The organism is Citrobacter sp. Ce119 (assembly GCF_030334525.1).
Taxonomy (GTDB): domain Bacteria; phylum Pseudomonadota; class Gammaproteobacteria; order Enterobacterales; family Enterobacteriaceae; genus Citrobacter; species Citrobacter europaeus.
On sequence record NZ_JAOWDR010000045.1, the window covers coordinates 153,916 to 167,428 of the forward strand.

A 13,513-nucleotide genomic window follows, 5' to 3' on the forward strand; every position below is an offset into this window, starting at 1 on the left:
TCTGAAATATATAGGATAATTCTTTAGTGGTGTAAAACAAAGCAGGAGACAAATCAAAAAAACTCTATATTTCACTTTGCCCGCGCCGCCAAAGTCACTGATAATGCGCCGCGTTCATGTCCTCAAAATGGCGTAACGTCCTATGCTACATTTGTTTGCTGGCCTGGATTTACATACCGGGCTTTTACTATTGCTTGCTCTGGCTTTCGTGCTGTTCTACGAAGCAATTAACGGCTTCCATGACACAGCCAATGCTGTCGCAACCGTGATCTACACCCGCGCAATGCGTTCGCAATTGGCGGTGGTCATGGCTGCGTTGTTCAACTTCTTTGGTGTTTTGCTGGGCGGTCTCAGCGTGGCGTATGCCATCGTGCATATGCTGCCAACGGATCTGCTGCTAAATATGGGATCGTCACATGGCCTCGCCATGGTGTTCTCCATGCTGCTGGCGGCAATTATCTGGAACCTGGGTACCTGGTACTTTGGTTTGCCTGCATCCAGCTCCCACACGCTGATTGGCGCCATTATCGGTATTGGTTTAACCAATGCGTTGATGACCGGCACCTCGGTGGTGGACGCACTTAACATCCCGAAAGTTATCGGTATTTTTGCCTCGCTAATCATCTCGCCAATTGTCGGTCTGGTGGTTGCAGGTGGTCTTATTTTCATTCTGCGTCGCTACTGGAGCGGTACGAAAAAACGTGCCCGTATCCACCTGACGCCGGCAGAACGTGAAAAGAAAGACGGTAAGAAAAAGCCGCCGTTCTGGACGCGTATTGCACTGATCCTCTCCGCAATCGGCGTGGCGTTCTCCCACGGTGCGAACGATGGTCAGAAAGGCATTGGTCTGGTGATGTTGGTGCTGATTGGCGTAGCGCCTGCAGGTTTCGTGGTGAATATGAATGCTTCCGGTTACGAGATTACCCGTACCCGTGATGCAATCAATAACGTCGAAGTCTTCTTCCAGCAGCGCCCTGACCTGCTTAAACAGGCCACAGGCGTAGACCAGTTGATTCCGTCACCGACGGACGCGGCACCCGCGACGGCGACAGAGTTCCATTGCCACCCGGCGAATACCATCAACGCGCTGGAACGCGCGAAAGGTATGCTGGCGAATCTGGAAACTTACGACAAGTTAAGCGTCGAGCAGCGTGGTCAGCTGCGCCGTATTATGCTGTGCATCTCTGATACCACCGATAAAGTGGTTAAGCTGCCTGGCGTAAGCGCTGACGATCAGCGTCTGCTGAAGAAACTGAAAGCTGACATGCTGAGCACCATTGAGTACGCGCCTATCTGGATCATTATGGCCGTCGCACTGGCGCTGGGTATTGGTACGATGATTGGCTGGCGTCGCGTAGCCACCACCATCGGCGAGAAAATCGGTAAGAAAGGTATGACCTATGCCCAGGGGATGTCGGCGCAGATGACTGCCGCAGTCTCTATCGGTCTCGCCAGTTACACCGGTATGCCCGTTTCCACCACTCACGTTCTTTCCTCTTCCGTTGCGGGAACGATGGTTGTTGATGGCGGCGGTTTGCAGCGTAAAACAGTGACCAGCATTCTGATGGCCTGGGTCTTCACCCTGCCGGCTGCGATTATTCTTTCCGGGGTGCTGTACTGGCTCTCCCTGAAGCTTATCTAAGCGAATGCACGGTAAAAAAGCGGGTCAGGAAACTGGCCCGCTTTTTTTGTATCTGTCGTTGGAATCAGTGCCAGATAATCAGCGCAACCATGCTGATTAACACCAGGCCGCATAGCGCGCTGGTGAGAATGAACTGACCGCGAACCCGCTCACAGCGGCGAATAAATTCATCATCATGATGATCGCGGTAACGCTGAGCGTAGATATACCACACCAGACGCATCTGCTTATTCGGTTGCCCATGCGAGGTAAAAAAGCCTCCTCCATCTACATACTGGTAAAGCAATGGATCGCAACCACGAAGTACCACTAACAGTGCGCGTAGCGAAGAAAAATAGCGCGCCATATTAACAATGCAAACGACACATAAAGCCCAGAACAATGCAATGGTGCTTATCATACCTCCTCCCCGGCGACCCGCCCACGGAACTCCTTTCCGGGACTACCGCTCCCCGATACCCTGCCAAACCATTCAGTGAAGAGTACAGCCGAAACCGTTCGTATTAGTATCACGCATCCGAACGCCCCTCTAGATAGTGTAGGAGATTAGTTAATTTTTTTGCCAGAAGGTTAATCGCTATCAATGCAATTAACTAAAAAATTTGTTTAACTGCTTGGCAAGCAAGGCGGATTGACGGATTATCCTGGTCGCTATAATGTAAGGATAGTCCTTATATGGTACGTTTTTACGACTGGGCTAGCCCCGCGCGCAAGGTTCGCAGGACGCGGATGACGCGGCGGCAGATAACGCCAGCAGGCTAGTCATCGACAACTTATGGAAGGAGTAACACTATGGCTTATAAACACATTCTTATCGCGGTTGATCTTTCTCCGGAAAGCAAAGTTCTGGTTGAAAAAGCGGTCTCTATGGCGCGGCCTTACAATGCTAAAGTCTCCCTTATCCACGTTGACGTAAACTATTCCGACCTGTACACCGGGCTTATCGACGTGAATCTGGGCGACATGCAGAAACGCATTTCTGAAGAAACCCACCACGCGTTAACCGAGCTGTCCACCAATGCAGGCTACCCTATCACCGAAACCCTGAGCGGTAGCGGCGACCTGGGTCAGGTTCTGGTTGATGCCATCAAAAAATACGACATGGATCTGGTCGTTTGTGGTCACCACCAGGATTTCTGGAGCAAACTGATGTCCTCCGCGCGCCAACTGATCAACACTGTCCACGTCGACATGTTGATTGTTCCGCTGCGTGACGACGAAGAAGCATAAAATGCTTACCGCCGGAACATAACCCGGCCCGCAGCAAGTCGCTTAGCCTGTAAACGCCCGCCTGTGCGGGCGTTTTTGTTTTTATCATTCGGACACAATTAGTACATCAATCCAACAAACAAATCATAATTAGTGTGATCAACTAATTGGATCGAAAACTATCTCTATAATACTCTACCCCCGCGGCCAATAACCGCAGTCTATAACAAAATAAGACTTTTTCGGCGCGTTTCAGCATACGCGTTCATACTTTTCGGGATGGCTTTGAAAGGCGATGGAATATGAATAAAACTGCACCTACGGGCTTGCTGCAGCAACCTCGTCCGTTCTTCATGATCTTCTTCGTAGAATTATGGGAACGATTTGGCTATTACGGCGTTCAGGGCATCCTGGCGGTATTTTTTGTTAAGCAGCTCGGATTTTCACAAGAACAGGCATTCGTCACCTTTGGTGCCTTTGCCGCGCTGGTCTACGGCCTGATTTCGATCGGCGGCTACGTCGGCGACCACCTGCTAGGCACCAAGCGCACACTGGTACTCGGTGCCATTGTACTGGCCATCGGCTACTTCATGACCGGGATGTCGCTGCTTAAGCCCGATCTGATATTTATTGCTTTGGGTACCATTGCCGTTGGTAACGGGCTGTTTAAAGCCAACCCGGCAAGCCTGTTGTCAAAATGCTATCCACCGAAAGACGCCCGTCTGGACGGTGCTTTCACCCTGTTTTATATGTCGATTAACATCGGTTCGTTGCTGTCGCTGTCGCTGGCGCCAGTGATCGCCGATAAGTTTGGCTACGCAGTGACCTACAACCTGTGCGGTGCCGGGCTTATCGTCGCGCTGCTGGTCTACTTTGCCTGTCGTGGCATGGTGAAGGATATCGGCTCTGAGCCAGACCATAAGCCGCTGAGTTTCCGTAATCTATTCTGCGTGCTGGCCGGTACGGTAGTGACGGTATTTATCTGCGCCTGGCTGATGCACAACGTGCAGGTTGCCAACCTGGTGCTGATTGTCCTGTCGATTGCCGTGACGATCATCTTCTTCCGTCAGGCATTCAAACTGGATAAAACCGGGCGAAACAAGATGTTCGTGGCCTTTATCCTGATGCTGGAAGCGGTGGTGTTTTACGTTCTGTACGCGCAGATGCCGACATCGCTGAACTTCTTTGCTATCAATAACGTGCACCATGAAATTCTCGGTTTTGCCATCAACCCTGTGAGCTTCCAGGCGCTGAACCCGTTCTGGGTGGTACTGGCAAGTCCAGTGCTGGCCGCTGTCTATACCCGTCTGGGAAACAAAGGCAAAGACCTGACCATGCCGATGAAATTTACGCTCGGTATGTTCCTGTGCTCGCTGGGCTTCCTGACGGCCGCCGCTGCCGGGATGTGGTTTGCCGATGCGCAGGGGCTGACGTCACCGTGGTTTATCGTGCTGGTCTACCTGTTCCAGAGTCTGGGTGAACTGCTGATTAGCGCCCTGGGACTGGCGATGGTCGCCGCTCTCGTGCCACAGCACCTGATGGGCTTTATTCTCGGGATGTGGTTCCTGACCCAGGCTGCGGCCTTCCTGATGGGGGGTTATGTCGCCACCTTCACCGCCGTACCAGAGAACATCACCGACCCGCTGCAAACGCTGCCTATCTACACCAACGTCTTCAGTAAGATTGGCCTGGTCACCCTGGCAGTAACGGTCGTGATGGCGATTATGGTGCCATGGCTGAACCGCATGATTAATACGCCAAGTACCGAGCAATAATCATCAGTGCCGGATGGCGGCTATTGCCTTATCCGGCCTACATTCAAAATGCCCGGTAGCCTGCCGCCATCGGGCATTTTCAATCGCTACCCTTTGCGGGCGTCTATCCACTCCTGAACTTCAACGACAAAAGTGTCCGGCGCTTTGCGATACATTTTGCGCGCCAAATCGAGGATCGTATGCTGGCCGAGCGCTTCTTCCATTCGCTGCTGGGCCATATCCATTACCGAGCGCACACCACAAATGCCTTCACAGGCCCACTCTGGCGGATGCTCCTCAAATACCGCCAGCCGCTGGCGAATTTCGCGACATTCGAAGATGCGCTTGTCGCCATCGATGGCATTCACCACGTCCAACACCGTGATATGTTCAGCGGGTTTAGCCAACTGGAAACCGCCGCCCTTGCCCTCAATACTGCGTACCAGGCCCGCTTTCGATAAACGGGTAAAAATTTTCGCCAGATAGTCATACGGCACGCTTTGCAGCTCGGCAATTTCACGCACGCTCATATCCCGCGCGTCGCCCTTGCTGTCGACCATACACATCAGGCTATGAATGCCGTACTCAACCCCGGAACTGTAGAATGCCATTCTCTTATCTCAGCCAAAATGAATCTGAGTTTATTGTAGCTTTTTCGTCTCATTCATTCCAGACAGCAAAGTGAAGCCACTTTAAAATATAATTTTAAATACATATTTATCAAATAGATATTAAAAAACCCTTACCCTTTTCAGTAAAAAGGAGTTTGATCGCATTGCAATTCTTAACTACGACAAATAAAATCCGAGTAAATAATTCGTAGTCACCAGTGAGAAAACCCTAATGCGTAAACAAATTCTGATCGTGGGCGCCGGCTTTGCCGGTATGTGGGCAGCATTAAGCGCCGCACGACTGGCGGATAAACATCAGCAGACCATTGATATTACCGTAATTGCGCCACAACCAGAGCTGCGTGTCCGTCCACGCTTTTATGAAAGCGCCGTACAAACCCTGGTCGCCCCGCTGCAGCCGTTGTTTGACGTTACTGGCGTCAACTTCCTGCAAGGCCACGTAGAGCAGATCCTCCCGGACTCTAAAGAGATAAGCTGGAAAGATGCCAACGGTGAAATTCATCTGCGCCGCTATGACCGCCTGGTGCTCGCCAGCGGCAGCCACGTAAACCGCGACATTGTCGCCGGCGCCGCTGAGCACGCGTTTGACCTCGACCAGCTCGAGAGCGCCGCCGTACTGGAGCAGCACATTAAGGATCTCGCATTACAACCGGAAAGTGAGGCCCGCAATACGGTCGTGGTCTGTGGTGGCGGCTTTACCGGGATTGAGATGGCGCTGGAATTGCCGGGGCGTTTGCGCGAAATATTGGGCGCTGATGCTAAGACCAGAGTTGTCGTAGTTGAACGCGGCGCTCAGCCAGGCGGGCGCTGGAGCCAGGAATTACGTGACGTCATTATCGAAGCCTCCGCTGAACTGGGCGTCGAATGGTTGGTCAATGCGGAAGTAGAGTGCGTGGATGCCTCCGGCGTCACGCTGAAAGATGGTCAGGTGATTGCTTCGCAGACGGTTATCTGGACGGTCGGCGTACAAGCGAATAGCCTGACAGCACAGATTAACGCTCCGCGCGATCGCCAGGGCCGTCTGCATGTAAATACCCATCTGCAGGTTGTGGGTCACGATGATATCTACGCCACCGGCGATGTGGCCTATGCCGCCACCGACGACAAAGGCAACCATGCGTTAATGACCTGCCAGCACGCAATTTTATTGGGCAAGTTCGCCGGAAACAACGCCGCAGCAAGCGTGCTGGACGTGGCGCCGCTGCCGTACCGCCAGGAGATGTACGTCACTTGTCTGGATCTGGGAGCCTGGGGCGCGGTATATACCGAAGGTTGGGACCAACAGGTGAAACTGACGCGCGCAGAAGCGAAGAAGCTGAAGGTGTCGATTGTCAGCGAGCTGATTTACCCACCGAAAGCAGACCGCGCGGTAGCGTTTGAGATTGCCGATCCGCTGGCACCGTTTGTTTAAGCCGTAATGCCGGATGCGGCTACCGCCTTATCCGGCCTACAAACTATGCTGTCCCTGAGTAGATATCGAACCGATGCCCTTTCGTGACTACCGCATTCGGCGTGGCGACATCCGCCAGCGGCGGCGCGTAGTCCGGGCGTTTCACCACTACACGTTTGGTGGCCAACTGACGCGCAGGCTCCAGCAGGCCGTCCGCATCCAGATCCGGTCCTACCAACGACTGAAACACCCGCATCTCTTTTTTCACCAGCGCGCTTTTCTGCTTATGCGGGAACATCGGGTCGAGATAGACCACCTGCGGGCGCGGGGTGATATCGGTTAACGCCGTCAGGCTGGAGGCATGGATTAGTTGTAAACGTTCCTGCAGCCACGGGCCGATTTCCGGGTCGGCATAGCCGCGCGCCAGACCATCATCAAGCAGCGCCGCCACTACCGGGTTACGTTCCAGCATTCGGACGCGGCAGCCTACCGAGGCCAGTACAAACGCATCGCGCCCCAGCCCGGCTGTCGCATCGACTACATCCGGAAGGTAATCGCCTTTAATGCCAACCGCCTTCGCCACCGCTTCACCGCGGCCACCGCCAAACTTGCGCCGATGGGCCATTGCACCGCCCACGAAATCAACGAAGATACCGCCAAGTTTAGGTTCGTCACGTTTGCGCAGTTCCAGATGTTCCGGCGTCATCACCAGCGCCATCAGGTTATCTTCATCGTGTTCCAGTCCCCAGCGGGCGGCCAGAACAGATAAGGCGCCGTCTCCGGCGCCTGTTTCATCCAGTAAACAAATTTTCACGCGAACAATCAGCCCTTGATGCCGTAATGCGCCAGCATGGCATCCAGCTGCGGCTCACGGCCGCGGAAGCGTTTGAACAGCGTCATCGGCTCTTCCGAACCACCACGGGTGAGGATGTTATCGAGGAACGATTGTCCGGTTTGGCGGTTGAAAATCCCTTCATCTTCAAAGCGAGAGAAGGCATCTGCCGCCAGCACGTCGGCCCACAGATAGCTGTAGTAACCTGCCGCATAGCCACCAGCAAAAATGTGGCTGAAGGCATGTGGGAAGCGGCCCCACGTTGGGCCCGGCACCACGGCAACCTGCTTTTTAATTTCCGCCAGTGTGTCGAGGATTTTCGCCCCTTGCTGCGGGTTAAACTCCGCGTGCAGACGGAAATCAAACAGGCCGAACTCCAGTTGACGGAGAATAAACAGCGCCGCCTGATAGTTTTTCGACGCCAGCATTTTATCCAGCAGTTCCTTCGGCAGCGGCTCACCGGTCTCAAAGTGACCGGAGATAAATGCCAGTGCTTCTGGCTCCCAGCACCAGTTTTCCATAAACTGGCTCGGCAGTTCGACCGCATCCCACGGCACGCCGTTGATGCCGGAAACCCCCGCGGTTTCGATACGAGTCAGCATATGGTGCAGACCATGGCCGAACTCGTGGAACAGGGTGATCACTTCATCGTGGGTAAACAGGGCGGGTTTGCCGTTCACCGGACGGTTAAAGTTACAGGTCAGGTAGGCAACAGGCTTTTGCAGCGTACCGTCGGCTTTACGCATCTGCCCGACACAGTCGTCCATCCACGCCCCGCCACGTTTATGCTCCCGGGCATACAGGTCAAGATAGAAGCTGCCGCGCAGTTCGTTGTTTTCGTCATACAGCTCGAAGAAACGGACTTCTGGGTGCCAGACGTCAACATCGGTGCGCTCTTTGGCGGTGATGCCATAAATACGTTTAACCACTTCAAACAGGCCGTTAACGGCTTTGTTTTCCGGGAAATATGGGCGCAACTGCTCGTCGCTGATGCTGTAGAGGTGCTGTTTTTGTTTCTCGCTGTAGTAAGCGATATCCCACGGCTGCAGCTCATCAACGCCAAATTCCGCTTTTGCGAAGGCGCGCAGCTGGGCTAACTCTTTCTCACCCTGCGGACGGGCGCGTTTCGCCAGATCGGTCAGGAAGTCGAGCACCTGCTGCGGGTTCTCCGCCATTTTGGTGGACAGCGATTTAAAAGCGTAGCTTTCGAAACCCAACAGCTGTGCCAGTTCGTGGCGCAGCGCGAGGATCTCTTCCATTATCGGGCTGTTGTCCCATTTGCCAGCGTTTGGTCCCTGGTCAGACGCGCGAGTGGAATAAGCGCGATACATCTCCTCACGCAGTCCCTGGTTGTCGCAGTAGGTCATGACCGGCAGGTAGCTTGGGATATCCAGCGTTAACAGATAGCCTTCCTGCTCTTTAGCTTCAGCCTGGGCTTTTGCGGCGGCCAGCGCGCTCTCCGGCATGCCGGAGAGTTCCGCTTCATCAGTCACCAGCTTAGTCCAGCCCATGGTGGCATCCAGCACATTGTTGCTGTACAGGTTACCCAGTTCAGACAGGCGGGTAGCGATCTCGCCATAGCGCTGCTGTTTTTCCTTCGGCAGACCAATACCAGAAAGTTCAAAATCGCGCAGTGCGTTATCGACCGCTTTTTTCTGTGCGGTGTTCAGAGTGGCGTAATGATCGCCATCACGCAGATCGCGGTACGCCTGATACAAACCTTCATGTTGCCCAACCCAGGTGCTGTATTCAGACAGCAGCGGCAGCGTTTGCTCGTAGGCTTCGCGCAGTTCCGGGCTATTTTTCACCGAGTTCAGGTGACTAACAGGAGAGAAAATACGCCCCAGCACATCGTCAACTTCTGCCAACGGCTGGCAGAGATTTTCCCAGGTGTATGGCGCGCCCTGCGCAACCACTCGCTCAACGTTTTCGCGGCAATCATTCAGCGCCTTAGTGACGGCAGGCACAACGTGCTCAGGCTGAATTTTAGAAAACGGCGGCAGTTCGAAGGGAGTCAGCAATGGATTGGTCATTAGCGCGGTCCTGTTGAAAAGAGTGAATGAAGCGCGTATCCGGCGCTGTGCATATTAATTTGTACAATGGGGTTAAGTGTAGAGGATTTCAATGCCAGGCGTTGCGCTTTCGCGGCAGTGACGAGTTTTCTGTATACTGTGGCGATACGCTTTATTTTCGCCCGATATCGCGCTGTTTTCGGGCCTACGTTTATAACCTGGAACACGTTTACCCATGCTCAGTTATCGCCACAGTTATCACGCTGGCAACCACGCCGACGTCCTTAAACACACCGTTCAGAGCCTGATCATTGAATCGCTCAAAGAGAAAGAAAAACCGTTTCTCTATCTGGACACCCATGCTGGCGCAGGCCGTTATCAGCTGAGCAGTGAGCATGCCGAACGTACCGGTGAATATCTTGAAGGGATCGCCCGTATCTGGCAGCAGGACGATTTGCCTGCCGAGCTGGAACCCTACATTGGCGTGGTGCAGCACTTCAACCGTAGCGGTCAGTTGCGCTACTACCCGGGCTCTCCGTTAATTGCTCGCCAGCTGCTGCGCGAACAGGACAGCCTGCAATTAACTGAACTGCACCCGAGCGACTTTCCTCTGCTGCGCGGCGAATTCCAGAAGGATGAGCGCGCTCGCGTGGCCAAAGCCGATGGTTATCAGCAGCTAAAAGCAAAATTACCGCCAGTTTCCCGTCGCGGGCTGATCCTTATCGATCCACCATATGAAATCAAAAGTGACTACCAGGCGGTGGTAACCGGTATTAACGAAGGCTACAAGCGTTTCGCGACCGGCACCTATGCGCTGTGGTATCCGGTGGTTTTGCGCCAGCAAATCAAGCGCATGGTCCACGATCTCGAAGACACCGGCATCCGCAAAATTCTGCAAATTGAGCTGGCGGTACGCCCGGACAGCGATCAGCGCGGCATGACGGCGTCCGGCATGATTGTGATTAACCCGCCGTGGAAGCTGGAGCAGCAGATGAACAATGTTCTGCCGTGGTTACACAGCAAACTGGTACCGGCAGGAACCGGCCATACCTCGGTAAGCTGGATCGTGCCGGAGTAATCGCAGCCATCGGTGGAACCTTTTAATATCAGGTATACAATCGCGAATATTTTGGCGGATGGCGTAACGCTTCTCCGCCCTACAATCAACATGAAGGAGCGGTCATGACCAAGCACTATGATTACATCGCTATTGGCGGCGGCAGCGGCGGTATTGCCTCCATTAACCGTGCAGCAATGTACGGCCAGAAATGCGCACTGATTGAAGCCAAAGAGTTAGGCGGCACCTGCGTTAACGTTGGCTGCGTACCGAAGAAAGTGATGTGGCATGCCGCACAGGTCCGCGAAGCGATCCACATGTACGGTCCGGATTACGGTTTCGACACCACCATCAATAAGTTCGACTGGGATAAACTGATCGCCACGCGTACCGCTTATATCGACCGCATTCATACCTCGTACGACAACGTGCTGGGCAAAAATAATGTCGATGTGATTAAAGGCTTTGCCCGCTTTGTAGATGCCAAAACCATTGAAGTGAACGGAGAAACCATTACTGCCGATCATATTTTGATTGCTACCGGTGGTCGCCCGAGCCATCCGAGCATTCCGGGTGTGGAATACGGTATCGACTCCGATGGCTTCTTTGAACTGCCAGCGCTGCCAAAACGCGTGGCTGTTGTTGGCGCAGGCTATATCGCCGTTGAGCTGGCAGGCGTGATAAACGGCCTGGGTGCCCAAACGCATCTGTTCGTACGTAAACACGCGCCGCTGCGCAGCTTCGATCCAATGATCGTCGACACGCTGGTTGAGGTGATGAACGCCGAAGGCCCGACTCTGCATACTCATGCAATTCCGAAAGCAGTCGTTAAAAATGCTGACGGCAGTCTGACCCTGCAACTGGAAGATGGCCGTAGCGAAACGGTAGATTGCCTGATTTGGGCAATTGGTCGTGAACCTGCTACCGACAACTTCAACCTGGCGGCGACTGGCGTGAAAACCAACGAAAAAGGCTACATCGTCGTTGATAAATATCAGAACACCAGCGTGCCGGGAATTTATGCCGTCGGCGATAACACCGGTGCCGTTGAGCTGACGCCGGTTGCTGTTGCCGCGGGCCGTCGCCTGTCCGAGCGTCTATTTAACAACAAACCGGACGAGCATTTAGACTACAGCAACATCCCGACCGTGGTCTTCAGCCACCCGCCAATTGGCACCGTGGGCTTAACCGAGCAGCAGGCTCGCGAACAGCACGGCGATGACCAGGTGAAAGTGTATAAATCATCGTTTACCGCGATGTATACCGCTGTCACCACGCACCGTCAGCCGTGCCGCATGAAACTGGTTTGCGTCGGTCCGGAAGAGAAGATTGTCGGTATTCACGGCATCGGTTTTGGGATGGATGAAATGCTGCAAGGCTTCGCGGTGGCTCTGAAAATGGGCGCAACCAAGAAAGACTTCGATAACACCGTTGCGATTCACCCAACGGCGGCAGAAGAGTTCGTTACCATGCGTTAAGCAATTAAAAACCGGATGGCGCTTTGCCATCCGGTTTTCTCTTATTTACCCTGCATATACGGCGTATACACACCGTTCAGACTCTCAAGAAACGCCACGATATCGTCGATATCTTCCTGCGGCAGTTCTTTACCCACCTGATAACGCAGCATCAGTTTTACCGCACCGTCGAGCGTTGGCACATCACCGCGATGGAAATAAGGCGCGGTCAGCGCAACGTTACGCAAGCCAGGGACTTTTTGACGCAGCTTGTCACGTAATTCATTGGTGACGTTCATGCGGCCAATATCTGCGGCAGTGACCTCGCCGAAATTAAAGTCCTTTTTCAAACCCAGTGGTTCAAATGAACGTCCGCCTAAAATAATACCGCCATGACAGGTCGCGCACTTATTATCTTTAAATAACTGATAGCCATGTTTTTGCTGGGCCGTTAACGCGCCTTCATCACCACGCAGCCATTTATCAAACGGCGAATTTGGCGTGATCAGCGTTTTCTCAAACTCGGCAATCGCATCGGTAATATTATCCCCGCTGAATCCCTGCGGATAAACAGCGATAAACTCTTGCTTCAGGGTCGGGTCTTTATCCAGTTTCTGGATGATTTCATCCCAGGATTTAGACGCCATTTCAATTGGATTGAGCGGTGGACCACCCGCCTGCGCCTGCAGTGTTGGCGCACGGCCATCCCAGAATTGTTCTACGTTAAAGACCGAGTTAAATACCGTTGGCGCATTAATAGGCCCAACCGCGCCGCCTACGCCGATTGATGTTTTCCGGCCATCCACGCCGCCCGCATTCAGGGCGTGGCAGTGGGCGCAAGAAATTGTGCTATCGCCGGAAATACGCGGGTCGTGGTAAAGCGTAAAGCCCAGCGCCACTTTGCGGGCATCGGTCGGGATACTTTCCGGTATCGGCTGCACAGGTTCGTTACGATGCTGTGCGGCGGTATCGTTACTGGCGTAGTACTGCTCACGCTGTTTCGCAATCCAGCCCAGGATCTCGGCTCGCTCCGAATCGCTTACCTTGCCAGCCCAGTGCAATGCGGTATAACGCGTCGGTGGCATGGTGTCGTACTGCATCACCCATTCAATTTTATTCAGGTCGCTTTGCGATACAAGTTTATCCCCGACCAGCGCCGCACGAACGGCCTCAAGATTGAATGATTTGTATCCCAGTTGAATGTCGTAATTCATCAACTGTTTAGCGACAGGAAAAGAAGAATAGAAAGGTAATTCGGCTGAAGGGGTGTGACAATAATCGCATCCTTTTTCGCGTAAGAACCCTAATACTTTATTATTTTCTTCCAGCGTAGAGGCCTGAACATCAGCCTGTTTGCTACGTTGATTATCGTGATACCACACATAACCGGATAATCCAAAATAACAAATCGCGATGCCAGCTATAGCAATCGCGGTAAGACGGGTAATGATTTTCATTATTTTTACCCTCACCGTTGTGAGTTATTGTGACCCAGAAAATAGACTAATTAACACACAGTCTTTGTCGG

General features: G+C 53.3%; 11 protein-coding genes. 6 read left to right on the forward strand and 5 right to left on the reverse strand.

The genetic code is table 11. From position 1 onward, the window contains the following. Positions 1 to 142: 142 nt before the first annotated feature. Positions 143 to 1,642 (forward strand): inorganic phosphate transporter PitA, encoded by a 1,500-nt coding sequence (gene pitA, locus OGV80_RS07320; protein ID WP_043018638.1) that lies wholly within the window; start codon positions 143 to 145, stop codon positions 1,640 to 1,642. 64 nt (positions 1,643 to 1,706) lie between these two features. On the opposite strand, the gene uspB is transcribed toward pitA, so the two are convergent. Then, entirely contained in the window at positions 1,707 to 2,042 is a 336-nt protein-coding gene (gene uspB / locus OGV80_RS07325) for a universal stress protein UspB (RefSeq protein ID WP_003023371.1), read from the reverse strand. Between the two features lie 392 nt (positions 2,043 to 2,434). On the opposite strand from uspB, the gene uspA reads away from it, so the two are divergent. Next, positions 2,435 to 2,872 (forward strand): universal stress protein UspA, encoded by a 438-nt coding sequence (gene uspA / locus OGV80_RS07330; protein WP_003023368.1) that lies wholly within the window; start codon positions 2,435 to 2,437, stop codon positions 2,870 to 2,872. 281 nt (positions 2,873 to 3,153) lie between these two features. Next, positions 3,154 to 4,626 carry a dipeptide/tripeptide permease DtpB gene (gene dtpB / locus OGV80_RS07335; protein WP_286514315.1) on the forward strand — a complete coding sequence of 491 codons (1,473 nt, stop codon included), beginning with the start codon at positions 3,154 to 3,156 and terminating at the stop codon, positions 4,624 to 4,626. An 86-nt stretch (positions 4,627 to 4,712) separates the two neighbouring features. Here the strand turns inward: dtpB and OGV80_RS07340 are convergent, their stop codons facing one another. Next, on the reverse strand, positions 4,713 to 5,216 hold the full coding sequence (locus OGV80_RS07340) for an RrF2 family transcriptional regulator (protein WP_003023361.1): 504 nt from the start codon (positions 5,214 to 5,216) through the stop codon (positions 4,713 to 4,715). A gap of 232 nt (positions 5,217 to 5,448) precedes the next feature. Between OGV80_RS07340 and OGV80_RS07345 the strand changes: the two genes are divergently transcribed. Further along, a complete protein-coding gene (locus tag OGV80_RS07345; RefSeq protein ID WP_213733434.1) occupies positions 5,449 to 6,648 on the forward strand; it encodes an NAD(P)/FAD-dependent oxidoreductase in 1,200 nt (399 codons plus the stop codon). A gap of 43 nt (positions 6,649 to 6,691) precedes the next feature. Here the strand turns inward: OGV80_RS07345 and rsmJ are convergent, their stop codons facing one another. After that, positions 6,692 to 7,441, reverse strand: a complete 750-nt coding sequence (gene rsmJ, locus OGV80_RS07350) for a 16S rRNA (guanine(1516)-N(2))-methyltransferase RsmJ (RefSeq protein WP_047408053.1) — start codon at positions 7,439 to 7,441, stop codon at positions 6,692 to 6,694. Between the two features lie 8 nt (positions 7,442 to 7,449). Continuing rightward, a complete protein-coding gene (gene prlC, locus OGV80_RS07355) occupies positions 7,450 to 9,492 on the reverse strand; it encodes an oligopeptidase A (RefSeq protein ID WP_087051924.1) in 2,043 nt (680 codons plus the stop codon). A 214-nt stretch (positions 9,493 to 9,706) separates the two neighbouring features. On the opposite strand from prlC, the gene OGV80_RS07360 reads away from it, so the two are divergent. Then, on the forward strand, positions 9,707 to 10,549 hold the full coding sequence (locus OGV80_RS07360) for a 23S rRNA (adenine(2030)-N(6))-methyltransferase RlmJ (protein WP_043018644.1): 843 nt from the start codon (positions 9,707 to 9,709) through the stop codon (positions 10,547 to 10,549). Between the two features lie 104 nt (positions 10,550 to 10,653). Next, positions 10,654 to 12,006 (forward strand): glutathione-disulfide reductase, encoded by a 1,353-nt coding sequence (gene gorA, locus OGV80_RS07365; protein ID WP_043018645.1) that lies wholly within the window; start codon positions 10,654 to 10,656, stop codon positions 12,004 to 12,006. A gap of 41 nt (positions 12,007 to 12,047) precedes the next feature. On the opposite strand, the gene OGV80_RS07370 is transcribed toward gorA, so the two are convergent. Further along, positions 12,048 to 13,442: a cytochrome-c peroxidase gene (locus tag OGV80_RS07370; protein WP_286514324.1), complete on the reverse strand. Its 1,395-nt coding sequence runs from the start codon at positions 13,440 to 13,442 to the stop codon at positions 12,048 to 12,050. Positions 13,443 to 13,513: the final 71 nt, after the last annotated feature.